The 23,022-nt window shown below is 61.1% G+C and carries 23 protein-coding genes, 2 tRNA genes and 1 pseudogene; 9 read left to right on the top strand and 17 right to left on the bottom strand.

What is annotated here, in order from left to right:
- Positions 1-410: 410 nt before the first annotated feature.
- Positions 411-486: transfer RNA gene (locus NPS58_RS18250), tRNA-Thr, on the bottom strand.
- A gap of 680 nt (positions 487-1,166) precedes the next feature.
- On the opposite strand from NPS58_RS18250, the gene NPS58_RS18245 reads away from it, so the two are divergent.
- Together NPS58_RS18245 and mdtI are read left to right on the top strand one after the other, a co-directional pair.
- On the top strand, positions 1,167-1,526 hold the full coding sequence (locus NPS58_RS18245) for a multidrug/spermidine efflux SMR transporter subunit MdtJ (protein WP_028942277.1): 360 nt from the start codon (positions 1,167-1,169) through the stop codon (positions 1,524-1,526).
- Positions 1,520-1,849 carry a multidrug/spermidine efflux SMR transporter subunit MdtI gene (mdtI, locus tag NPS58_RS18240; RefSeq protein WP_274116734.1) on the top strand — a complete coding sequence of 110 codons (330 nt, stop codon included), beginning with the start codon at positions 1,520-1,522 and terminating at the stop codon, positions 1,847-1,849. The genes NPS58_RS18245 and mdtI overlap by 7 nt, the downstream gene beginning before the upstream one ends.
- Positions 1,850-2,089: 240 nt before the next feature.
- Here the strand turns inward: mdtI and NPS58_RS18235 are convergent, their stop codons facing one another.
- Genes NPS58_RS18235 through NPS58_RS18215 form a run of 5 tightly spaced genes read right to left on the bottom strand, consistent with a single transcriptional unit; the run spans position 2,090 to position 6,343 of the window.
- Positions 2,090-3,310: a methyltransferase gene (locus tag NPS58_RS18235; RefSeq protein ID WP_274116733.1), complete on the bottom strand. Its 1,221-nt coding sequence runs from the start codon at positions 3,308-3,310 to the stop codon at positions 2,090-2,092.
- 45 nt (positions 3,311-3,355) lie between these two features.
- Positions 3,356-4,045, bottom strand: a complete 690-nt coding sequence (locus NPS58_RS18230; protein WP_274116732.1) for an ABC transporter permease — start codon at positions 4,043-4,045, stop codon at positions 3,356-3,358.
- Positions 4,042-4,737 carry an ABC transporter permease gene (locus NPS58_RS18225; protein WP_274116731.1) on the bottom strand — a complete coding sequence of 232 codons (696 nt, stop codon included), beginning with the start codon at positions 4,735-4,737 and terminating at the stop codon, positions 4,042-4,044. Before NPS58_RS18225 ends, NPS58_RS18230 begins: the two co-directional genes overlap by 4 nt.
- A gap of 57 nt (positions 4,738-4,794) precedes the next feature.
- Positions 4,795-5,556, bottom strand: coding sequence for an ABC transporter substrate-binding protein (locus tag NPS58_RS18220; RefSeq protein WP_274116730.1), 762 nt, complete (start codon positions 5,554-5,556; stop codon positions 4,795-4,797).
- A gap of 13 nt (positions 5,557-5,569) precedes the next feature.
- Positions 5,570-6,343, bottom strand: coding sequence for an ABC transporter ATP-binding protein (locus NPS58_RS18215; RefSeq protein WP_274116729.1), 774 nt, complete (start codon positions 6,341-6,343; stop codon positions 5,570-5,572).
- Positions 6,344-6,953: 610 nt separating this feature from the next.
- Between NPS58_RS18215 and gabP the strand changes: the two genes are divergently transcribed.
- Positions 6,954-8,348, top strand: coding sequence for a GABA permease (gene gabP / locus NPS58_RS18210; protein ID WP_274116728.1), 1,395 nt, complete (start codon positions 6,954-6,956; stop codon positions 8,346-8,348).
- A 61-nt stretch (positions 8,349-8,409) separates the two neighbouring features.
- On the opposite strand, the gene NPS58_RS18205 is transcribed toward gabP, so the two are convergent.
- From NPS58_RS18205 to NPS58_RS18170, 8 genes are all read right to left on the bottom strand, one after another.
- On the bottom strand, positions 8,410-8,850 hold the full coding sequence (locus NPS58_RS18205; protein WP_274116727.1) for a hypothetical protein: 441 nt from the start codon (positions 8,848-8,850) through the stop codon (positions 8,410-8,412).
- A 125-nt stretch (positions 8,851-8,975) separates the two neighbouring features.
- Positions 8,976-10,016, bottom strand: coding sequence for a polyphosphate kinase 2 (gene ppk2 / locus NPS58_RS18200; protein ID WP_274116726.1), 1,041 nt, complete (start codon positions 10,014-10,016; stop codon positions 8,976-8,978).
- Positions 10,017-10,161: 145 nt separating this feature from the next.
- A tRNA-Phe gene (locus tag NPS58_RS18195) sits at positions 10,162-10,237 on the bottom strand.
- A gap of 91 nt (positions 10,238-10,328) precedes the next feature.
- The gene (locus NPS58_RS18190) at positions 10,329-10,601 is read right to left on the bottom strand and encodes an oxidative damage protection protein (protein WP_028942267.1); all 273 of its coding nucleotides are present in this window, start codon (positions 10,599-10,601) and stop codon (positions 10,329-10,331) included.
- A complete protein-coding gene (mutY, locus tag NPS58_RS18185; RefSeq protein ID WP_274116725.1) occupies positions 10,601-11,665 on the bottom strand; it encodes an A/G-specific adenine glycosylase in 1,065 nt (354 codons plus the stop codon). Before mutY ends, NPS58_RS18190 begins: the two co-directional genes overlap by 1 nt.
- The gene (locus NPS58_RS18180) at positions 11,662-13,914 is read right to left on the bottom strand and encodes an AsmA family protein (RefSeq protein WP_274116724.1); all 2,253 of its coding nucleotides are present in this window, start codon (positions 13,912-13,914) and stop codon (positions 11,662-11,664) included. The genes mutY and NPS58_RS18180 overlap by 4 nt, the downstream gene beginning before the upstream one ends.
- A gap of 97 nt (positions 13,915-14,011) precedes the next feature.
- Positions 14,012-14,416 carry an aspartate 1-decarboxylase autocleavage activator PanM gene (panM, locus tag NPS58_RS18175; protein WP_274116723.1) on the bottom strand — a complete coding sequence of 135 codons (405 nt, stop codon included), beginning with the start codon at positions 14,414-14,416 and terminating at the stop codon, positions 14,012-14,014.
- Positions 14,417-14,538: 122 nt separating this feature from the next.
- Positions 14,539-14,745, bottom strand: coding sequence for a hypothetical protein (locus NPS58_RS18170; RefSeq protein WP_274117596.1), 207 nt, complete (start codon positions 14,743-14,745; stop codon positions 14,539-14,541).
- On the opposite strand from NPS58_RS18170, the pseudogene NPS58_RS18165 reads away from it, so the two are divergent.
- The 6 genes and pseudogenes from NPS58_RS18165 to hisF all read left to right on the top strand — a co-directional run bounded on the left by NPS58_RS18165 (position 14,675) and on the right by hisF (position 19,514).
- Positions 14,675-16,274 (top strand): annotated as a pseudogene (locus NPS58_RS18165) (OFA family MFS transporter). The gene NPS58_RS18170 and the pseudogene NPS58_RS18165 overlap by 71 nt on opposite strands.
- A gap of 141 nt (positions 16,275-16,415) precedes the next feature.
- Complete coding sequence (hisB, locus tag NPS58_RS18160; protein ID WP_028942262.1) at positions 16,416-17,009, top strand: imidazoleglycerol-phosphate dehydratase HisB; 594 nt, start codon at positions 16,416-16,418, stop codon at positions 17,007-17,009.
- Positions 17,009-17,647 carry an imidazole glycerol phosphate synthase subunit HisH gene (gene hisH / locus NPS58_RS18155; RefSeq protein WP_274116722.1) on the top strand — a complete coding sequence of 213 codons (639 nt, stop codon included), beginning with the start codon at positions 17,009-17,011 and terminating at the stop codon, positions 17,645-17,647. The genes hisB and hisH overlap by 1 nt, the downstream gene beginning before the upstream one ends.
- A complete protein-coding gene (locus tag NPS58_RS18150) occupies positions 17,647-17,910 on the top strand; it encodes a DUF2164 domain-containing protein (RefSeq protein WP_274116721.1) in 264 nt (87 codons plus the stop codon). The genes hisH and NPS58_RS18150 overlap by 1 nt, the downstream gene beginning before the upstream one ends.
- Before the next feature lie 85 nt (positions 17,911-17,995).
- Positions 17,996-18,733, top strand: coding sequence for a 1-(5-phosphoribosyl)-5-[(5-phosphoribosylamino)methylideneamino]imidazole-4-carboxamide isomerase (hisA, locus tag NPS58_RS18145; protein WP_028942259.1), 738 nt, complete (start codon positions 17,996-17,998; stop codon positions 18,731-18,733).
- 10 nt (positions 18,734-18,743) lie between these two features.
- Positions 18,744-19,514, top strand: coding sequence for an imidazole glycerol phosphate synthase subunit HisF (gene hisF, locus NPS58_RS18140; RefSeq protein ID WP_010221324.1), 771 nt, complete (start codon positions 18,744-18,746; stop codon positions 19,512-19,514).
- Between the two features lie 70 nt (positions 19,515-19,584).
- Here the strand turns inward: hisF and choV are convergent, their stop codons facing one another.
- The 3 genes from choV to NPS58_RS18125 all read right to left on the bottom strand — a co-directional run bounded on the left by choV (position 19,585) and on the right by NPS58_RS18125 (position 22,621).
- On the bottom strand, positions 19,585-20,763 hold the full coding sequence (gene choV / locus NPS58_RS18135) for a choline ABC transporter ATP-binding protein (RefSeq protein ID WP_274116720.1): 1,179 nt from the start codon (positions 20,761-20,763) through the stop codon (positions 19,585-19,587).
- The gene (gene choW, locus NPS58_RS18130; protein ID WP_274117569.1) at positions 20,760-21,608 is read right to left on the bottom strand and encodes a choline ABC transporter permease subunit; all 849 of its coding nucleotides are present in this window, start codon (positions 21,606-21,608) and stop codon (positions 20,760-20,762) included. Before choW ends, choV begins: the two co-directional genes overlap by 4 nt.
- Positions 21,609-21,673: 65 nt before the next feature.
- Positions 21,674-22,621 carry a choline ABC transporter substrate-binding protein gene (locus tag NPS58_RS18125; RefSeq protein ID WP_274116719.1) on the bottom strand — a complete coding sequence of 316 codons (948 nt, stop codon included), beginning with the start codon at positions 22,619-22,621 and terminating at the stop codon, positions 21,674-21,676.
- Positions 22,622-23,022 lie beyond the last annotated feature (401 nt).

The following is a 23,022-nucleotide window of genomic DNA, read 5'->3' as shown; positions in this document are numbered from 1 at the left end:
GAATGCGGAAAATTCAGGCGTCAGCTGGCAGGCGGAGGGACAGGGCGTTTGCGTTTGTGCGCGAGCAAGGCGTCGCGGGGGGGAATCGACAGCGCGTGGAACAGTGTCGAGAGGGGAGAGCTGGTCAACGAAAGATCAGCGACAGCGTCGGGCCCGTAGGTATTGCCGAACAGCGCGGCAAACGGGCCTTGGGGGCGAAAGATACGTGTGGTCTCGTTCATGACGGGCTGATTCTGCCTCTTTTGGTTATGGATGCCTTTTTAGCTATAACGGATGGGAAGGGGGATTACAAGTTTCGGTGCCGCAAGCTTTGCAGACTTCGTCAGCAATGCGGACACCCACGAAGAATCGTGGTTTTTCGACGGAAACAAAAAAGGCCCACCTTGCGGTGAGCCTTTTTGTACTGCATATGGTGCCGGCACCAGGAATCGAACCCGGGACCTACTGATTACAAGTCAGTTGCTCTACCATCTGAGCTATACCGGCACAGGGTCGCCATTATAGCGATCAGTTTGCATCTGTAAACTACTTCTGCAAGATTCGTTGTGATGCCCGGTTTCAGCGCGTATCAAGGCATTGAATTACCAGCCACGGTGCAATGTCGTGGCGTCGGGTTCGCTTTGGGTCGGGTCGAAAATCAGCGGTTTTTGTTCGTGGCAGCCACGCTTGTTGCAGTAAGTGGTGGGCTGGGCGGGCAGGGGGTGTAGTGGGGTGTCCCAGGAAGAGGGGTGGGGTGGTTTGGGCTGCTGCAGCCGGGGAGGATGGTCAGGGTGGCGAGCAGGGCGACAGGGTAGAGGGCTTTCAATTGAATTCCGTTGGGTGATGGGGTGCTTCTGCGGGGGCAAGCCCGCTCCTACAAGGTGGGGAATATAATTTACGAAGCTTTCGGTAAGCTTTAAGGGCTTTTACCTGAATGTATTATCAAGTACGCGATTTTTAATTAGTGATTCTCTATCGATTTGACTTCGGCGATGCCTTCAGCTAATTTGTTGTTCATTATGTTGAACACTAAAGCGTTTCTGCTCCTCATCCCTCGTCTGGCCACCCGTGAAAATCACTGGACCGGCGGTCTGTAGCGCCTCCCTCGACAATCAGCTTTTTTCTCTTTTTGTCTGTAGCCGTCGCCGCAAGTGCGCGCGGTGTGTTGTCGCCCGTGGGAGGGCATCATGCGTTCCTGGATTTATTTGTTTATCGCCATCATCGCTGAGGTGATCGGTACCGCGTCGATGAAGTTCGCCGCCACTCACTCCGCCATTCTGGGTCATGGCCTGATGTACGCCATGATCGGTCTGTCGTACTTCTTCCTCGCCCTGGCCGTCAAGCGTGTGCCGGTGGGCGTTGCCTACGCACTGTGGGAAGGCATCGGCATCGTGCTGATTACCCTGATCAGTGTGACCTGGCTCGGCGAGAGCATTGGCTTGCTCAAGGCTGCAGGCCTGGGTGTGATGATCGCCGGTATCCTGCTGATCAAGGCCGGTACCCGTGCGGCACCTGCCAAGCGCGAGATGGAGGCCTTGCCATGCTAACCATGAACTGGATTCCCTTCGCCTGGCTTGGCCTGGCAATCGTGCTGGAAGTGATCGCCAACCTGCTGCTCAAGTATTCCGATGGTTTCCGCAAGCGCGGCTACGGCATTGTCTCGATTCTGTGTGTGCTGGCCGCCTTTACGGCCTTGGCCCAGGCTGTTCGCGATATCGAACTGTCGCTGGCTTATGCCGTCTGGGGTGGCTTCGGAATCCTCGCTACCGTGGCAATGGGCTGGGCACTGTTTGGCCAGCGCCTGGCCGGACGCGGCTGGTTGGGGCTGGCCCTGCTGCTGGTCGGTATGAGCCTGCTGAAACTGGCCTGATTTTGCTGCTTAGAGCATTTGGTTAAAACGCTTATGCACAAGGCGCGTGCCAGATCAGTGGCGCATCCATCGGACCAACGCTTGCCGTTGGTCTTTGCGCAAATGGCTGTTTTTGCTGGCGATAAGCCGCTGAGCAAAAAACGACCAACGGTCGAAAGCGCTTGGATCCAAGGTTTTTGAGGGTTTTTTCAAAAGGTTGCGCACAGACTTATCCACAGGCTGCGCACATCCGGCACAGGGCTACCGGCGTTCCGCCAGGAGCATCAGATTGCGTGGTGTGAGGGGCTGTTCACAAAACACCCCTAGCCGTACGTGGTAGCCCTGTTCCTGCAGGTACAACGCACGGTCGAGCACCAGCCATAACTCCAGCGGGCGGCGGAACAGGTTGCGCAGCAGCTCCAGGTTGCGAACCTCGGCCAAGCGTTGCCAGCCTTTGGCCTGCAGTGCGTCCCAATCGGCGGTGTGGTCTATCGACAGCCCTTTGAGCGCCGCCAATTCCCGGCAGTAGTCGGCATAGGGTTTTTGCAGCCAGCTGACCGGCAACGATGGGGTCGGCAGGTACTCATCCATTCCTCGCAGTTCACGCTGCAACCAATCGAACCCAAGGCGCCTGGCCATCGACTCATCGCGCTGGCGGCGCACCCGTGCACCGGCGGTGACGGTTTCGCTCAGGGGCAGGCCCAAGTCATCGATCGACAGCTGCAGGTTGGAAGCAATGGCGGCGGCCGAGAGTGGCTGGTACTGCGTCGCCTGAATGCGGTTGTAGCAGCAGGGCGCAATTGCCAGCTGACGGCAGCCCTGGCGGCTGGCCACTTGCATCAGGCGCACGTGCAAGTCGCCACAGGCGTGCAGGGCGACGGCAGTGTGGGTGTTGTCCAGGCGCAGGGTGGCGTCCTCGGCTAGAACGTCCTGCAGCACGTGTTCGGCGTTCAGGCCGTGATGCTCGCTCAGTTGCCGCCCGGCTTCGACCAGCGCCGGGTCGTATTCCAGGCAAGTCAGTTGCTGGCTGTCCGCTTGCAGCAAGCGCCGCCCCAGGTGGCCTTTGCCCGAACACCAGTCGAGCCAGTGCCGTGGTACATCGGCAAGGTCCAGGTGGCTGGCGAAGGCTTCGATCTGCTGCCATTTGCGCCCCGGTACATCCACATTCAGGCGATGGCCCGCCGCTGGCAGGGCGACTGTGGATAACTCGCCGACTTCGGTCAGCCGTGCAGCCATGCTTGCCAGTTGTGGAAAAGGTGCCGGTGCGTCCAGTTGCTGGGGATGGTTGTGCGCTGCTTCCGCCTCCGTCAGCGATCGCCCTCGCAACCAGGTCGCCAGGGCCGGGTGCTTAGCTTCCCAGGGCAGGTGCAGTTGGGTGAACGGGCGTGGCCGCCACAAATGCTGGTGCTCGCGCAAGAAGCTGTCCAGCGCCTGGAAGCGGCTGAGCAGTTGGTCATTGGCGAGAGGGAGGGCAGTGGTCATGGTCGGATACAAAAACGGGGCTGTGATCAGCCCCGTTATACAGGTTCAGCGGCCTTGGCAGGCGTCGACGCGCAGCCAGCGTTCCAGTTGCTTGAAGCCTTGTACCAACAGGAACGAAATCAGCAGGTAGAACAGACCGGCAGCGAAGAAAATCTCTACCGGCAAGTAGGTGCGCGCAATGATGGTTCGAGCCATGCCGGTCAGCTCCAGCAAGGTCACCGTGCTCGCCAGGGCGCTGGCCTTGAGCATGAGGATCACTTCGTTGCTGTAGGCCGGCAAGCCGATCCGCGCAGCACGCGGCAGCATGATGTAGAACAGTGCCTTGGCCTGGGACATGCCCAGCGCCCGCGCCGCTTCGATCTCACCCCGTGGGATGGCTTGCAGCGCGCCGCGCAGGATCTCGGCGATGTAGGCAGCGGTGTGCAGGGTCATGGTCAGCACCGTGCACCAGAACGGATCGCGCAGGTAGGGCCACAAGGCGCTGCTACGAACGGCTTCGAACTGGGCAAGTCCGTAGTACACCAGAAACAGTTGAACCAGCAGTGGCGTGCCGCGGAAAAAGAAGATGTAGCCGAACGGAAAGGCACGCACATACCAATGCCGCGACGAACGAGCAATGCCCAGCGGAATGGCGAGGATCAGGCCGGCAATGACTGCGATGGCTACCAGTTCGAGGGTCAGCGTGGCGCCCTGGGCCAGGCGTGGCAGCCACTTGATGATGACTTCCCAGTTCATTGGTTGGGCCTCGCGAAGCCGCGTGCGGCACGTTTTTCCATGAAGTGCATGCCGGTCATGGCAAGGATGGTCAACCCCAGGTAGATAACGGCGGCGACCATATAGAAGGTGAAAGGCTGCTTGCTCACCGTCACGGCGATCTGCGAGTGACGCATGATCTCTTCCAGGCCGATCACCGATACCAGCGCGGTGTCCTTCATCAGAATCATGAACAGGTTGCCCAGCCCGGGAAGGGCGATGCGCCACATTTGCGGCAGGACAAGCTTGGAGAAGATCCGCCCTCTGGAAAGGCCCAGGGCCAGGCCTGCTTCACGGTGGCCCTTGGGGATGGCCAGAATCGCGCCACGGAAGACTTCCGTGGCATAGGCGCCGAAGCACAAGCCCAGGGCGATCACGCCAGCGGCAAAGGCGTTGAGCTCCAGGCCAGGAATGTTCAGGGCTTCGCCAAGCCGGTTCATCAGGCTGACGGTGCCGAAGTAGATCAGCAGTACCCAGAGCAGTTCGGGTACGCCACGCACCAGCGTGGAATAAAAGCCACCCAGCCATTGCAGGGGTTTGTACGGCGAAGTCTTGGCCAGGGCGCCAAGCAGCCCCAGCACCAGCCCCAGACATAGGGCCGACAACGCGAGTTTGACGGTCATCAGCGTCCCGGCCAACAAGGCCGGACCGAATCCGTAGAGATCAATATTCATGGGCAGGTTTGTTCAAAGGACCGGCATCGCCTCCAGGGCGATGCCAGTCGGGGCGAATCAATAGATGCTGAAGGGGAAGTACTTTTCGTTGATCTTCTTGTAGGTGCCGTCGGCAACGATTTCCTTCAGGGCAGCGTTCAGCTTGTTGCGCAGTTCATTGTCACCTTTGCGCACGGCGATGCCGACCTTGTCACTTTCGTTCACCGGCTCGCCTTTGAACTCGTAGTTTTTACCGGCGTCGGACTTGAGCCAGTCGTAGTTGGCGTACTTGTCAGCCAGCAGGGCATCGACGCGGCCCGAGGTCAGGTCCAGGTAGGCGTTTTCCTGGGTGTCGTACAGGCTGACTTTGAACTTGCCGTCCATGCCGCCGTTATCGTCAAGCCAGGTAGCGGCCTGCGTTGCGCGCTGGGTGCCCAGCGTCTTGCCCTGGAGCGAAGCAGGGTCGGTCTTGAAGTCGACGTTCTTCGGCGCGATGAACTGCTGCTTGTTCGAGTAGTAGGGGTCGGTGAAGTCAACGGCCTGCTTGCGCTCGTCGGTGATCGACAGCGAGGAGACGATGAAGTCGAACTTCTTGGCATTGAGTGCCGGAATGATGCCGTCCCAATCGGAGGTAACCACTTCGCACTCGACTTTCATCTTGGCGCACAGGGCGTCGCCGATGTCTTTGTCGAAGCCCACGACCTGGCCGCTGGCGTCCTTGTTGTTGAACGGCGGGTAGGCCGCTTCGATGCCCATCTTCAGTTTTTCGGCAGCCATTGCATTGGCCGAGAACACCAGCGTGGCGGCAGCGGCCAGGAGGAATTTCTTATAGGTCTGCATGCGTGTTGCTCCGTTAGCGGTTGCTGGACATGAATTGTTTACAACGCGCCGAGTTCGGGTTCTCAAAAACCTGCTGCGGCGTTCCCTGCTCTTCGACCAGCCCTTGGTGCAGGAAGACGACTTCGCTGGACACCTGGCGGGCGAAGCCCATTTCGTGTGTAACCAGTAGCATGGTACGGCCTTCTTCGGCCAGGGCGCGGATAACGTTAAGCACTTCCTGGACCATTTCCGGATCCAGGGCCGAGGTCGGCTCGTCGAACAGGATGACCTTGGGCTTCATGGCCAGGGTGCGGGCAATGGCCGCACGCTGTTGCTGTCCACCGGACAGTTCGGCCGGATAGCTGTGACGCTTGTTGTGGATACCGACCTTGTTGAGCAGCGCTTCGGCATGCTCGATGGCCTCGGCCTTGCTCTGGCCGAGCACGCGGCGAGGAGCCTCGATGATGTTGTCGAGGATGCTCATGTGCGGCCACAGGTTGAAATTCTGGAACACGAAGCCGATCTCGCTGCGCAGGCGATTGATCTGCTTGTTGTCGGCGGCCACCAGTTCGCCGTTTCTTCCCGACTTGAGCCGCAGCTCTTCGCCGGCCACCAGGATCTGGCCCTGGTGCGGGTTTTCCAGCAGGTTGATGCAACGCAGCAGAGTGGACTTGCCGGAGCCGGAGGATCCCAGGATCGAGATCACGTCGCCATCGCGTGCGGTCAGCGAGATGCCCTTGAGAATCTCCTGGTCGCCGTAGCGTTTATGCAGGTTGCGGATTTCCAGCGCGGGCGTGGCCTCAGCCATGTGCGGTCCTCATGTGTTCTGCTGCGCTCCTGCTGTTGGCGGCCTTCTTGGCGAGCGCCAAGCTAGCATAGCGGCTGAATGACAGCCAACAACGACGGGAGGGGCAACGGGTTGCCGGGAGGGCGGGTGTCGCATCGCTGCAGCTGACTGTCGCGCGGATGTCCGCCTGCCCTCGTTCCAGGGCCGGAGCCTTGATGAAAAAAGGCGCGATGGTGCCATTTTTGGCCAGTGCTGGGAAGCCGTTTCTGACCTTCCATACAGCTTTGGCCATTGATTGCAGGGTTTGGTTGCGCCTGCACGGTTGTACCTTTTTGCTCCAGGGTTGTGCGTGAGGTGTTACCGGCGACGGGTTTTGGTGCGACCCGGTAATTGTAAGTGGGTATTTCAGTAATTAACCCATTCAGCCCGTTTTTAGGTGGGCATTCGGCCAGTATCTGGCTGAAAGACCTGTAAGCCTTGTTGCACGCGGCCGTAGATAATTTCGACCGAACGGTCATGGAGCTGGCGCGGTATTTGCGTTCCTGGTTGGTAACAGGATGTTGCGACCCTCCGTGGAGGGGCGCTCCTGAATCAAGCAGGACAGAAAGCCACTCCTTGCAAAGGTAGTTTTATGAGCGGTACGCACAATTCCAATGACCTCGCTCAGGGGCTCAAACAACGGCATGTCACCATGCTGTCCATTGCTGGCGTCATTGGCGCCGGTTTGTTCGTCGGCTCCGGCCACGCCATTGCCGAAGCCGGCCCTGCCGTGCTGCTGGCCTATGCCGCCGCCGGCACCCTGGTAGTGCTGGTGATGCGCATGCTGGCCGAAATGGCCATCGCCTCGCCCGACACCGGCTCGTTCTCCACCTACGCCGACAAGGCCATCGGCCACTGGGCCGGCTTTACCATCGGCTGGCTGTACTGGTGGTTCTGGGTGTTGGTGATTCCACTGGAGGCCAACGCCGCCGCCACCATCCTGCATGCCTGGTTCCCTGATGTCGGGATCTGGGTGTTCACCCTGGTCATCACCTTGCTGCTGACGGCGACCAACCTGTTCAGCGTGAAGAACTACGGCGAGTTCGAGTTCTGGTTCGCCTTGCTCAAGGTGGTGGCCATCATCGGCTTTATCGTACTGGGCGTGGCGGCGATCTTCGGCCTGCTGCCCAACAGCCAGGTCAGTGGGGTCAGCCACCTGTTCGACACCCAGGGCTTCATGCCCAACGGCATGGGCGCGGTGCTGGCAGCAATGCTGACCACCATGTTCTCGTTCATGGGTACCGAGATCGTCACCATTGCGGCCGCCGAGTCCAAGGACCCGGGCAAGCAGATCACCAAGGCCACCAACTCGGTGATCTGGCGGATCTTCCTGTTCTACCTCGTGTCGATCTTCGTAGTGGTGGCCCTGGTGCCGTGGAATCACAGCGATCTGGCTGAAGTGGGCTCTTACCAGACGGTGCTGAACCTGATGGGCATCCCCAATGCCAAGCTGATCGTCGACATCGTCGTGCTGATTGCCGTGACCAGTTGCCTGAACTCGGCGCTGTACACCTCCTCGCGCATGCTCTTTTCCCTGAGCAAGCGCGGTGATGCGCCTGCAGTTGCCCAGCGCACCACCTCCACGGGGACCCCGTACTGCGCGGTGGTGCTGTCGACGGCGGCGGCGTTCCTCACCGTGATCGCCAACTACCTGGCGCCGGCCCAGGTGTTCGAGTTCCTGCTGGCCAGCTCCGGTGCCATTGCCTTGCTGGTGTACCTGGTGATCGCCGTATCGCAGTTGCGCATGCGCCGTCAGCGCATGGCCCGTGGCGAGAAGATTGCCTTCAAGATGTGGCTGTTCCCGGGCCTGACCTGGGCGACCATTGTGTTCATCGTGGGCATTTTGACGGTGATGCTGATCCGTCCGGACCATCGCATCGAGATCGTGGCGACAGGGTTGCTGTCGATTGCAGTTGTTGCGGCGGGGCTGCTGGTGGCGCGCAAGCGCAAGGCCGAGGCGGCTGGGCGGGTGGTGCTGAACAATTGATGGGGTGAAATCGCGGGGCAAGCCTGCTCCTACCGGTAGGAGCGTGCTTGCCCCGCGAAACTCAGCCGAACTGCTTCTGCTGAGTCTTGGCCACGGCCTCCGAGGCCGAGATGTAGGCTTCCTGGAACTCGTCACTCTCCAGCCACGCCATGGTGGTGTCCTCGTCTGCGCCGTCCAGCCATTTGCGGTAGGCGGTGAAAACCATGACGATGTAGTCGGTGGCGTGTTCTTCCTTGTGGCCCTTGAGCACCAGGGCCAGCAACGGATCGACCAGGAATACCGAGATCAGGGGCACCAGCCCACCTTCCTGAGCTGCCTTCATCTTATCGAACAGGGCGTTGTAGCTGCCCGAATCCATTGCCTTGTTGAATACTTGCTCAACGCTTGCGCTGGAGCTTTCGCCACTGCTCTTGACCGCCTGGCCGCTACGCACCATGCGGTTTTCGCGAGCTTTGGCGGCGGCGCGCTTGGCGCGTTTCTGTTGTTTGCTGTTGGAGGCCATCGGAGAACCCTGCTTCGTAAAATTTTGCGTATTGAATCGCAGTTGGCAGGGAAACCCAAGCCGCATTCCACCCTGGCTGTCAGGCTGTTGCTCGGATGGCAGTCACTTCCGGCTTCTGGGTGCCCTCAGGCGGGCTGTGGCGAGCCGCTGCGGTCTTCCTCCACCAGCACTCGCGATGCCCGGTCCACCAGCAGTGGATCAGGATGGTGGGCCACACGCGGATCCTTGCCCGGATAGTCCAGCGAATGCAGGAAGTGACGGATGCAGTTGATCCGCGCGCGCTTCTTGTCATCGGACTTGACCACCGTCCACGGCGCATCGGCGGTGTCGGTGTGGAAGAACATCGCCTCTTTGGCGGCGGTGTACTCGTCCCACTTGTCCAGCGACTTGATGTCGATAGGTGACAGTTTCCAGTGCTTGAGCGGGTCGTCGCGCCGGGAGATGAAGCGGCGCAGCTGTTCTTCGCGGTTCACCGAGAACCAGTACTTGAACAGCAGAATGCCGCTGTTGCAGAGCATGCGTTCGAGGTCGGGTGCCTGGCGCATGAATTCCAGGTACTGCAGTGGGGTGCAGAAATCCATCACCCGCTCGACGCCGGCGCGGTTGTACCAGGAGCGGTCGAAGAACACCATTTCGCCTGCGGTCGGCAGGTGCTGGATGTAACGCTGGAAGTACCACTGGCCCTTTTCCTGCTCTGAAGGCTTCTCCAGGGCCACGATACGAGCGCCACGCGGGTTCAGGTGCTCCATGAAGCGCTTGATGGTGCCCCCCTTGCCCGCGGCGTCACGGCCTTCGAACAGCACGACGATGCGCTGGCCGGTTTCCTTGACCCAGCTTTGTACCTTTAACAGTTCGATCTGCAGTTCGTGCTTGGCCTTGTCGTATTCGGCGCGGCGCATGCGGGTGCGGTAGGGGTAGCTGGCCGGCAGTTTGGCCGAGGTGCTGTCCTCGTTCGAGCCGCGTGGGGCCGAGGCGACTGTCAGCGCAGCCGGCTGCTGGCTGATGGTGCTGATCGGTGTATCGGTGCTGGCGGTCGCAGGGGCGCGCGAAGTGCGCGGACGACGTGGGCGGGTAGTGGTGGGCTTGCGCGGTGGCGTCTTGCTGGTGCTCGCGGGTGCTTCGGTGGCGGGTAAGGGCAGGGGAAGGGCTGTGGAATCTTCGCTCATGGTGGGCCTGTTGGTTCTCTAATATCCACCAGGCAGCATACGGCATTGGGCCAGGAGCGTATTGACGGTGGTCAACGGCACCAGGTTTTTGCGGCACGAATGAAAAAACCCCTGAATCTCGCGATTCAGGGGTTTTCGGTATTAGTGGTGCCCAGAGACGGAATCGAACCGCCGACACGGGGATTTTCAATCCCCTGCTCTACCGACTGAGCTATCTGGGCAACGGGGCGCATTAAAAGGGTTTTTCGGATTTACGTCAACGACTTTTTGAAAATTTTTTAAATTAATTCCGTCGCTTACGATTTTCGGGGGTTATTCGGCAGGCGGAACGTAGCCTTCGGCCTTTTCGTATTCCTGGCCGGAGAAGAACTTGTCCATCTCGCCCTGGAGGAATTTGCGGTCCTCGGCGTTCATCATGTTCAGACGCTTCTCGTTGATCAGCATGGTCTGTTCTTTCTGCCAGTCGGCCCAGGCCTTCTGCGAGATGTGCTCGTAGATGTCCTGGCCCTTGGCGCCGGGGTACGGTGGGCGCTCGAGGCCTGGCAGTTCTTCTTTGTACTTGCGGCACATTACGGTGCGGGTCATCACGACTCTCCTGCAATCAAAACGTCGGCCGCGCGTTTAAGCAGTTTTTTCACCGGGGCGGCAAGGCCCAGGCGCGGCGGGGTGGCGAGGTTATACCAGAGCCAGTCGGCCTCGGCCACGTGGGCACGGGCGTCATCGACCCGAACCAGCCAGGGTTCGATGGCCAGCTGGAAGTGGCTGAAGGTGTGGGTCAGGCCGTCCAGTGCCTGGCTCTCGGCAAGGCTCAGGCCGTGCTGGTCGGCTAGATCCTCGAGCTGCTCGAGGTTGTCGAGCTCCGGCAGGCTCCACAAACCGCCCCACAGGCCGCTGGAGGGGCGCCTGTAAAGCAGGATGGCGCCTTCGTGGTTGGCCAGCAGCGGCATCAGGGTGCGCCGCTGGGGCAGCTCCTTGCGCGGCTTGGGGACCGGGTAGCGGATTTCCTGACCGAGCATGTGCGCTTCGCAGCCGAGCTTGAGCGGGCACAACAGGCAACTGGGTTTGCTGCGGGTACACAAGGTAGCGCCCAGGTCCATCATCGCCTGGGTGTAGTGGTTGACCCGGGCGTGGGGGGTGTAGCGCTCGGCGTTGGCCCACAGTGCCTTGGCCACCTTGGGTTCCCCCGGGTAGCCCTCCTGGGCGGTGTAGCGGGCCAGCACGCGCTTGACGTTGCCGTCGAGGATCGGCGCGCGCAGGCCCATGCTGATACTGGCGATGGCACCGGCGGTAGACAGGCCGATGCCGGGCAGGTCGGTGAGCTTCTCGACATCGCGGGGGAATTCGCCGCCGTACTGCTCGACGACGATCTTCGCGGTCTTTTGCAGGTTGCGCGCCCGGGTGTAGTAGCCCAGGCCCGTCCACAGGTGCAGTACTTCGTCTTCAGGGGCCTGTGCCAGGGCCTGCACGGTGGGCAGGGCCTCCATGAAGCGGCCGAAGTAATTGAGCACGGTGCTCACCTGGGTCTGCTGCAGCATGATCTCCGAGACCCAGACCCGATAGGGGTTGATGCCCTGTTGCCAGGGCAGGTCATGACGGCCGTTACGGTCGTACCACTCCAGCACGGCGCTGGAAAACTGCTCGGGACTCATCGCTTGAACAACCCCTTGAGTGCATCCTTGAGTTCCGGGCTCACCTTGTCACCGAGCTTCTCGTCGATCTTCTCGCTCAGCTTCTCGCTGACGCGATCGCCGGCAAGTTTGGCGGCAACCTTGCCCAGGCCGTCCTTGTCCAGGCGGCAGGCCTTGGCGCCCAGCTCCAGCGGGCCACGGCACTGCAGTGGCAGCTCAAGGCCGACATAGCGCTCGCCCACCTGGCAGGCCGGGTCGGGCATGTCGCGCTTGTCGCCTTCGACGATTACGCCTATGCGGTAGTCCATGCCCAGCACGCGCAGGTCCACGTCGCCACGACCGTTGACGGTCAGGCCCGGGATGCGCGCCTTCAGGTCGGGGTTGCTGGCTACGCCGTTGCGCAGCACCAGGCTGCCCTTGAGCTCCTGGAACGGGGTGTCCTTGCCTCGTGGCTCACCGCTCAAGGCCTTGCGGTTGAGGGTGGCGATGGCCTGGCAGAGCTGCTGTTCGAGGTTGGCGTTGACCAGGATGCCGTCGTTGATGACGAAGCTGGCGTTGCCGTTGAGGGTATCGATCAGGGCCTTCTGGCTGTTGCCGGTGGCGGTCAGGTCGCTGTTCAGGGTCAGCAGGCCCTTGACCGGCGGGGTTTCGGTCTGGCTCTTGATGAAGTGTTCCACCGGCACCCGGTTGATCTTGGTGTTCAGGCCGATCTGCGGCACCGCCGGGCGCACATCGAGGGTGCCCTTGGTGGCGAAATCGCCGTTGTAGAGGCCGCCGCTCAGGGTTTCGAGGGTAATCAGGCCACCCTGGCCCTGGGCCTTGAGGTGGGCGTTCTCGATGGGCAGCTTCTCCAGGGTCAGCAGGCCAAAGGTGAGGTCGGCTTGCAGGTCGACTTTACGCAGGCGATCCACCGGCAGCAGCTTGTCGTTGCTCCAGGCCACCTGGGTCGGGGCGTCGGGCAGCGGGGTGTTGCCGGCAGTGGCCAGGGCGCTGTCTTCCTTGCTCTTGACCTCGGCCTGACGCGCCGCTGTGGCGCTTGCCGCTGCTTCGCTCTTGGCCGGCATGTAGCGGTCGGCGTCGAACTTGTCGGCCTTGAGCTGGATGCGCAGGGCCTGTTTGGCGAAGTCCTCGACGGCCAGGCGACCGCTGAAGGTACTGTCGTCGAGTTTTACCGCCAGGTCTTCCAGGGCAAGGCTCGTAGGGCTGCCTTGCAGGCGGCTGACCATCTCGAACTTGCTCAGCGTGGTGGTGTCGGCCGAGGCCGGCAGAGGGTGGCCGATGCTGTCGAGGAAGGTGCGCAGGTCGAGCTGGGCGATGGACAGGCCGCCGGTCAGTTGCGGGGTTTTGTCCAGGTCACGCACGTTCAGCTCGCCAAGGGCGCGCAACTGGTTGGCCGACAGCTTCAAGCCGTTCCATTCGGCGACGTTGGCTGCCAGGTCGACCAGCAACTGGCCTTGGGCGGCGAAGCTCATGGTCTTGCCCTGCAACGGCTCGCCGGAGGCTTCGCCGCTGAGTTTCATGTCTTCGAACTGGTAGCGCTTGAGGCGGCGATCAAAGCGCAGCTCGCCGTTGAGCTCGGTGCGCGCCTTGACTACCGGCTGGCCGGCACTGAGGAAGGCGGTCATTTTCAGCGGGATGTTCACGCCTTCGTGCACGGCGCCGGTGCTCAACTGGATGCTCTCGGCGCCAAAGGTCTGGCCGCTGCGGGCATCGCTGTACTGCACCCGGGCGTTGTTCACGGTCAGGCTGTCGATGTCCAGCTTCACCGGCCGGTCGCTGACGTCGCTCTTGCTTTCGGCCTGGGCGGTGGTCTCGCCTGGCGCTGGCGTGCTGGCATTTTCGGCTGGCGCAGGCGTAGCGGCGGGCAGAGGCTTGCCGATGTCTTCCCAGTTGCCGTGGCCGTTCTCGTCGCGGCTGAGGATCAGGTTCAGGCCTTCGACGCGTACATCGCTCATTTGCACTTCGCGGCGCAGCAGGGGCAGGACACGCACCGACAGGCCGAGCATCTGCAGGTCGGCAAACGGCACTTTCGGGTTGTTCAGGGTGGCGATGCTGGCTTCATGCAGCTCCAGCCCCAGCCAGGGGAACAGGCTCCAGCCGATATCACCATTGAGCGTCAGCTCGATGTGGGCCTTGTCGCGTGCCAGCTGGCGAATCTCGTCTTTGTAGTCGTTGGGATCGAAGAGGTGGGTCAGGGCGAAGCCCAGAGCCACAATGATCAGCAACAGCCCGAGAAGCACCAGCCCCAGGATTTTGCCGAACGCTTTCATGGGCGAGTCCTTGTAGTCCGATTTCTAAAATTCAGCCGCAGAGTATAGCGCTGCGGTCGTTGACGCTGGAGTGATCCCGAATGGCCTGTAAATTCCACTACAGCCGAGCCAGGTCCAGCGACAGGTTCAGGGGTGCCAATAACGCACGCATTTCGGCGCTTTCCTGTTTGGAATACAGCCGCAAACCGGCATCTGCTTCCCGTGCCAGCCGCTGCGCTTCGTTGACCAGGCGCAGCCCGACGCCGCGGCGCCGGGTCAATGAGCGTACGCACAGGTCGCTCAAGTGCCAGGTTCCATCGCGACGCTGCAGGCGAGCAGCGCCGAGCAGGCGATCGTTGAACCGTGCGGCAATCAGGCTGCCGTCCGCGAGTGCCGCGTTGACCAGGGCCAGGGCCTGTTCAGGGCTGGCGAGCATCCAGGTGGGGGCGTCGGCATAGAGCCTGGCCAGATCCTGCAGGTCTTGCGGGCTCGGCTCGGTCAGGGTTTCGACAACGATGGGCATGACAGTTCCTTGCACACAGGTTCAGTTGTTGAGCAAAAGACGGGATCAGCCTGCTTTCAGGGCGGGCGGCTAATGCTACTCTTTCGCCGCTCGCGGGTCCTGTAGTGGCGTTTTGTCGCGATTTACAGGGCAATTGTGCCAAAAAAGACGATCAATGCCTGCCGGCCAAGGTCGAGAGCCGTGAGCTGACCATATCTACGAGGGGCAATAACAATGAACAGCATCACGGCAGGCGACATCGCCCGCCTTCCTGGTTTTTTGACCAAGGAACGGATTATCGCAAGGCCTGGCTTCAATCGCTGGCTGGTGCCGCCAGCAGCCTTGGCCATTCACCTGTGCATCGGCATGGCCTATGGCTTTTCGGTGTTCTGGCTGCCGTTGTCCCAGGCCATTGGTGTCACGGCGCCAGTTGCCTGTGCGCCCGACATGAGCTTTTTCGCTCGCCTGTTCAGCGCCGAGTGCGACTGGCAGATCTCGATGCTGAGCTGGATCTATACCCTGTTCTTCGTGTTCCTTGGTTGTTCGGCGGCCGTCTGGGGTGGCTGGCTTGAGCATGCTGGGCCTCGCAAGGCTGTCGGCGCTTTGCTGGTGCGGTGGCTTGCTGCTCTCGGCGCTGGGTATCTACACCCACCAGCTCTGGCTGATGTGGCTGGGCTCGGGGGTGATCGGCGGTATCGGTCTTGGCCTGGGGTATATCTCGCCGGTCTCGACGCTGATCAAGTGGTTTCCGGACAAGCGCGGCATGGCCACCGGCATGGCGATCATGGGCTTTGGTGGTGGGGCCATGGTCGGCGCGCCGCTGGCCGCAGCCCTGATGAACCATTTCGCCAGCCCTGAAGGGGTTGGCGTGTGGCAGAGCTTCGTGGTCATGGCGGCGATCTACTTCGTGTTCATGATCGGCGGCGCCCTGGCCTACCGCGTGCCGCCCACCGGCTGGAAGCCCGAAGGCTGGACAGCCCCGCGCAAGAAAGCCAGCAACGCCATGATCACCCACCGTCACGTCCACGTCAGTGTGGCGTGGAAAACGCCGCAATTTGCGTTGATCTGGCTGGTTCTGTGCCTGAACGTGTCGGCAGGTATCGGCATCCTGGGCATGGCCTCGCCGCTGCTGCAGGAAGTCTTTGCCGGCAAGCTGCTGGGTAACGACTTGACCTTCAGCCAGCTCAACACCGCGCAACTGGCGCAGATTGCCGCCATTGCCGCCGGTTTCACCGGGTTGCTCAGCCTGTTCAACATTGGCGGACGGTTTTTCTGGGCGTCGTTCTCCGACTATATCGGGCGCAAGAACACCTACTTTGCCTTCTTCGCGCTGGGCGTCGCCTTGTACGCACTGGTGCCCAACATGGGACATGTGGGCAACATCGCCCTGTTCGTGGCGGCGTTCTGCATCATCCTGTCGATGTATGGCGGTGGCTTTGCCACGGTCCCGGCCTATCTAGCCGACCTGTTCGGTACGCAGATGGTTGGCGCTATCCACGGTCGCCTGCTGACCGCCTGGGCGGCTGCCGGGGTGCTTGGCCCGGTGTTGATCACCTATCTGCGCGAGTACCAGCTGTCGTTGGGTGTCGATCGTGCGGCGGTGTACGACATCACCCTGTACATCCTTGCTGGCCTGCTGGTACTGGGCTTTATCTGCAACACGCTGGTTCGCCCGGTGGCCGACAAATACTTCATGACCGACGAGCAGCTGGCGGCCGAGCAGGCGCTGGGCCATGACCAGAGCAATGCCCAGGTACTGGAGTGGCATGCGGCGCCGGGCACTTTGCCGCTGGTGATCGCCGCCTGGCTGGTGGTGGGCATCCCGCTGGCCTGGGGTATCTGGGTGACATTGCAGAAGACGGCAGTGCTGTTCAACTGACCTGGGCGGGTAGGAGCGATTTGTGCAATTCGGGGGATTTACCAGGTAAATCCCCTGCCACATGTCATCTTCGTTTCATGCCAGACGCATCTGGGCCTATAATGATCGCCTTTTTCGCCCAATGATTTTGCGGAGCTGGTGATGGTCGAACGTAAGGCTTCCGTCGAGCGCAATACTCTGGAGACCCAGATCAAGGCCTCGATCAACCTGGATGGCAGCGGCAAGGCCCGATTCGATATCGGTGTGCCTTTCCTTGAACATATGCTCGACCAGATCGCCCGACATGGGCTGATCGATCTCGACATCGAATGCAAGGGCGACCTGCATATCGACGATCACCATACCGTCGAAGACGTCGGGATCACCCTGGGCCAGGCATTCAACCAGGCCATCGGTGACAAGAAAGGCATCCGCCGCTATGGCCACGCCTATGTACCGCTCGACGAAGCACTGTCGCGCGTGGTCATCGACTTCTCCGGCCGCCCAGGCCTGCAGATGCATGTGCCCTATACCCGCGCCTCGGTAGGCGGCTTCGACGTTGACCTGTTCCAGGAATTCTTCCAGGGCTTCGTCAACCACGCCAACGTCACCCTGCACATCGACAACCTGCGTGGGCACAACACCCACCACCAGATCGAAACCGTGTTCAAGGCTTTCGGCCGCGCCCTGCGCATGGCCATCGAGCTCGATGAGCGCATGGCCGGTCAAATGCCGTCGACCAAGGGTTGCCTGTAATGCAGACAGTTGCCGTTATCGACTATGGCATGGGTAACCTGCACTCGGTAGCCAAGGCCCTGGAGCATGTCGGCGCCGGCAAGGTGCTGATCACCAGCGATGCAGCGGTGATTCGCGAGGCTGACCGCGTAGTGTTCCCGGGTGTTGGCGCGATCCGCGACTGCATGGCTGAAATCCATCGCCTGGGCTTTGACAGCCTGGTGCGTGAAGTCAGCCAGGACCGTCCGTTCCTCGGCATCTGCGTCGGCATGCAAGCGCTGCTCGATCACAGTGAAGAGAACGACGGTGTCGACTGCATCGGGCTGTTCCCCGGCAACGTGAAGTTCTTCGGCAAAGATCTGCACGAAGACGGCGAGCACCTGAAGGTGCCGCACATGGGCTGGAACGAAGTTGCCCAGTCCATCGATCATCCGCTGTGGCACAACATCCCCGACCTTGCGCGCTTCTACTTCGTGCATAGCTACTACATCGCCGCGGCAAAGGCCGTGCAGGTGGTGGGCCGTGGTCATTACGGCGTCGATTTTGCCGCTGCGCTGGCCGAAGGATCGCGCTTTGCCGTGCAGTTCCACCCGGAGAAGAGCCATACCCATGGCCTGCAGCTGCTGCAGAACTTCGCGGCGTGGGACGGACGCTGGTAATGAGCAAGTCCAGGACCAAGGCACCGATCCTCACCCTCGCACCCGAACAGGAGCGCGAGGCACTGGATGTACTCAAGCGCTTCCTTGAAGACCGCTTCGAGCTGCAGCTGGGGTCGTTCGAGGTGGCCGAGGTTCTGGACGTGTTCAGCAGAGAGATTGCCCCGCACTACTACAACAGGGCGATTTTCGATGTGCAGGCGCACCTCAAAGAGCGGTTCGAAAGTATCGAGAGCGACCTCTGGTCGCTAGAAAAGGGCAGCTGAACGCCACAGGCTGCAACAGAACAGACGCGCATGCTTGCAGCTTGTAGCTCGCAACTTGCAGCTCTTTTTTACGAAGGAAAAAAGCATGCTGATCATCCCCGCTATCGATCTCAAGGACGGTGCTTGCGTACGCCTGCGCCAGGGCCGCATGGAAGACTCCACCGTATTTTCCGATGACCCGGTGAGCATGGCCGCCAAATGGGTCGAAGGCGGCTGCCGTCGTCTGCATCTGGTCGACCTGAACGGCGCCTTCGAAGGCCAGCCGGTCAACGGTGAAGTGGTGACCGCCATTGCCAAGCGCTACCCGAACCTGCCGATCCAGATCGGTGGCGGTATCCGTTCGCTGGAAACCATCGAGCACTACGTCAAGGCTGGCGTCAGTTACGTGATCATCGGCACGAAAGCGGTGAAAGAGCCTGAGTTCGTCGCAGAGGCCTGCCGTGCCTTTCCGGGCAAGGTCATCGTTGGCCTGGACGCCAAGGACGGCTTCGTCGCCACCGACGGCTGGGCTGAAGTCAGCACCGTGCAGGTCATTGACCTGGCCAAGCGTTTCGAGGCTGACGGCGTCTCGGCCATCGTCTACACCGACATCGCCAAAGACGGCATGATGCAGGGCTGCAACGTACCGTTCACCGCTGCCCTGGCCGAAGCTACCAAGATCCCGGTGATCGCCTCCGGCGGTATCCACAACCTGGGTGACATCAAGGCCCTGCTCGACGCCAAGGCGCCAGGTATCATCGGTGCGATCACCGGCCGCGCCATCTATGAAGGCACCCTGGACGTCGCCGAGGCGCAAGCCTTCTGCGACGCCTACAAAGGCTGAGGACTCCCACATGGCACTGGCCAAGCGCATCATCCCTTGCCTGGACGTGGACAACGGCCGAGTGGTCAAGGGCGTCAAGTTCGAGAACATCCGTGACGCCGGTGACCCGGTGGAAATCGCCCGTCGCTACGATGAGCAGGGCGCCGACGAGATCACCTTTCTCGACATCACCGCCAGCGTCGATGGTCGTGACACCACCCTGCATACCGTCGAGCGCATGGCCAGCCAGGTGTTCATCCCGCTGACCGTGGGGGGGGGCGTGCGCACGGTGCAAGACATCCGCAACCTGCTCAACGCCGGTGCCGACAAGGTCTCGATCAACACGGCCGCGGTGTTCAACCCGGAGTTCGTCGGCGAAGCCGCGGCGCATTTCGGCTCCCAGTGCATTGTGGTGGCTATCGATGCCAAGAAGGTTTCCGGCCCGGGCGAAACCCCGCGCTGGGAGATCTTCACCCACGGCGGTCGCAAGCCAACCGGCCTGGATGCGGTTGAATGGGCCAAGAAGATGGAAGGCCTGGGTGCCGGTGAGATCCTGCTGACCAGCATGGATCAGGACGGCATGAAGAACGGCTTCGACCTGGGCGTAACCCGGGCCATCAGCGATGCGCTGGGGATTCCGGTGATTGCATCCGGTGGTGTGGGCAACCTGCAGCACCTGGCCGACGGCATCATCGAAGGCCATGCCAGCGCGGTACTGGCGGCGAGCATCTTCCACTTCGGTGAGTACACCGTGCCGGAAGCCAAGGCCTTCATGGCCAAGCAAGGTATCGTCGTTCGCTGATCCGAAAGCCGATCGCGGGGCAAGCCCGCTCCCACCGACCTGGTAGGAGCGGGCTTGCCCCGCGATGCTTTTACCCCAGATTCTTGCCCAGCAACGCGTGATACAGCTCACTGTCGCCAAGAATCCCCACCACTGAATTCCCTTCCTGAAGCACCAGCTTGTTACCGGTCTGGTAACGGATCTGCAACGCTTCACGCATGCCGATGCTGGCGTTGACCAGGGTCGGTTTACGCCCCAGGCCTTCCACGGCTTCACCCGGTGCCCAGTTCTGCAGGTCGAGGCCGTTGACGCCCTGGCGCGCGCCTTTGATGGTGTTGCCTTCTGCCAGGTCCAGCCACGAATCGCCGCCCGGATCCAGGCAGATCGAGCCGTTGATCCGCTTGCACTTGTCCAGCGTGCGCATCAGGCTGCGACCGCACAGCACATTGAGCGGGTTGGTATGGGCGACGAAGGTCCGCACGTATTCGTCGGCCGGATTGAGCACGATCTCCTCAGGCTTGCTGTACTGGATGATCCGCCCGTCTTTCATGATCGCGATACGGCTGCCCAGCTTCAGTGCTTCGTCCAGGTCGTGGCTCACGAACACAATGGTCTTGCTCAGCTTGCGCTGCAGTTCCAGCAGCTCGTCCTGAAGGCCCTGGCGGATCAGCGGGTCGAGGGCGGAGAAGGGTTCGTCCATCAGCAGGATGTCGGCGTCCATCGCCAGGGCGCGGGCCAGGCCCACCCGTTGTTGCATGCCGCCGGAGAGTTCGTCGGGCTTTTTGTTACGCCATTGGGTCAGGCCGACCAGTTCGAGTTTCTCGTCGACCAGCTTGCGGCGTTCCTTCTCGGGGCGGCCCTGCATTTCCAGGCCGAAGCTGATGTTCTCGCGCACTGTGAGCCAGGGCATCAGGGCGAACTTCTGGAACACCATGGCGATGCGCTTGGTGCGCATCATCTTCAGCTCTGCCGGGGTGCAATGGGCGATGTCGATATGCGAGCCTTCGTGCTCGACGAACAACTTGCCACGGCTGACGGTGTTCAGGCCGTTGATGCAGCGCAGCAGGCTCGACTTGCCTGAACCGGACAGGCCCATCAGCACGCAGATTTCACCTTTGTTGATATCCAGGTTGGCCTTTTCGACGCCGACTACCAGCCCGGTCTTCTTCAGGATCTGCTCCCGCGAAAGTCCTTGGTCGAGCAGGCTCAAGGCCTCACGCGGTCGGCTGGAGAAGATAACGTCTACATCTTCGAAGCGAATAATGCTCATGCTTCACTCCTTACCGGTGCGTCGGGTTGTTTGCAGATACGGTCGAGCATGATCGCCAGCAGCACGATCGCAAGACCTGCTTCGAAGCCCAGGGCGATATCGGCGGTGTTCAGTGCGTTGACCACGGGTTTGCCCAGGCCGTCGGCGCCCACCAGGGCGGCAATGACCACCATCGACAGCGACAGCATGATGCATTGGGTGACGCCGGCAGCGATGCTCGGCATGGCGTGGGGCAGTTCGATACGCGAGAGCAGTTGGCGACGGGAGCAGCCAAAGGCCTTGCCGGCGTCGAGCAGCTCCTGGGGCACGTCACAGATACCCAGGTAGGTCAGGCGGATCGGTGCGGCGATGGCGAACACCACCGTGGAGATCAGCCCCGGTACCACGCCCAGGCCAAACAGGGTCAGGGTCGGGATCAGGTAGACGAAGGTGGGCACCGTCTGCATCAGGTCCAGCACCGGGCGCATGGCGGTGTAGAACATCGGTTTATGAGCGGCGAGGATGCCCAGCGGAACACCGATGGCCACGCAGACCAGCGTGGCGAACAGCACCTGGGCCAGGGTTTCCATGGTTTCTTGCCAGTAACCGAGGTTGAGGATCAGCAGGAATGACAGTGCGCAGAACGCGGTCAGCGCCCATTTGCGCTGGATCAGGTGCGCGATCACTGCAATCAGGCCGATCAGGACGAAAGGATTGAACCAGGTCAGTGCCCCGGTTACCCCGTGAATCATGAATTCCAGTGCTTCGGCGAAGGCATCGAAGTAGTTGGCGCCGTGTTGGGTCAACCATTCGACGAAGCCTGCGATGTACTGGCCCAGTGGTATTTTTTGATCGATCAGCATGATAGCGAGCGTCCACCTGCAAAAGATTGAAGACAGCCTGCGGCGGGCGAACCCGCCGCAAGTGGTGCTTACTGCGTCAGTTTGGCTTTGGCCGCTTCCAGGCCCGGTTTGCCGTCAACGGTGGTAACCCCTGCCAGCCAGGTATCGAGTACCTGAGGGTTCTTTTTCAGCCAGGCCTTGGCTGCGGCGTCGGGCTTCATCTTGTCGTCCAGGACGTTGCCCATCAGGGTGCTTTCCATGTCGAGGGTGAAGGACAGGTTTTTCAGCAACTGGCCCACGTTGCTGCATTCCTGCACATAGCCCTTGCGGGTGTTGGTGAGCACGGTGGCCTTGCCGTATTCGGGGCCGAAGAACTCATCGCCACCGTCCAGGTATTTCATCTTGAAGCGGGTGTTCATCGGGTGGGGTTCCCAGCCCAGGAACACCACGGCGGTGTCACGGCGCTGGGCGCGTTCAACCTGCGAGAGCATTCCGGCTTCGCTCGATTCGACCACCTTGAAACCGGCGTCCTTGAGGCCGAAGGCGTTCTTGTCGATCATGGTCTGAATAGTGCGGTTGCCGTCGTTGCCAGGCTCGATGCCGTAGATCTTGCCGTCCAGTTCCTTCTTGAACTTGGGGATGTCGGCGAAGTTTTTCAGGCCCTTGTCGTAGAGCGCCTGGGGGACTGCGAGGGTGTACTTGGCGTTCTCGAGGTTCGCCCGAACGGTTTCCACGGTGCCGGCATCACGGTACTGCTTGATGTCGTTTTCCATGGTCGGCATCCAGTTGCCGAGGAACACGTCCATGTTCTTGCCATCGGCCAGCGACTTGTAGGTCACCGGTACCGAGATCATCGTGGTCTTGGTCTTGTAGCCCAGCGACTGCAACACCACGCTGGTGACTGCGGTGGTCACAGTGATGTCGGTCCAGCCGACATCGGAGAAGTTGACGGTATGACACTGCTCGGGCTCGGCGGCCTGGGCCAGCATCGGCAGACTCAGCGCCGCGGCCAGCAACAGCGAAGGTGAACCTTTCATGCGATGGACTCCTGATGTTTTTCTCGGACGTCCCACGGGACCGCCGTGCTTTATGGTTTGCAGTCGGTCGGGCCTGGCTGTCGGGCGACAGCGGGACAGGTGCCGTGCAATCGAGTCGATACCGATCATCTAACAGCGAAAATCAAACGCCTACAGGGTGCGTCGTATCCAGTACAGACAGGGTCGCATCCAGTGTCGATGAGGTCGTTTACAGATTTTTACCACCCCGTAAACGTGGTTTCAGTGCATCTGCACCGTAGAAAAACGGCGCATGGACGCGGGTGACAACTGGCGGCGTTGCTGAGCAAGAGCACGTCGGTTGCAGACGTCAGACTTGCGGTCAAAAGCCTGATGATGCGCGAATTCGGCGGATTGCCGCCTAATCAGCGTAGCAGTTGCAC

Source organism: Pseudomonas putida, assembly GCF_028682455.1.
GTDB classification, from domain to species: Bacteria; Pseudomonadota; Gammaproteobacteria; order Pseudomonadales; family Pseudomonadaceae; genus Aquipseudomonas; species Aquipseudomonas putida_AA.
The sequence above is the reverse complement of the archived record's forward strand: the minus strand, read 5'-3'. Positions and strand labels throughout refer to the sequence as shown.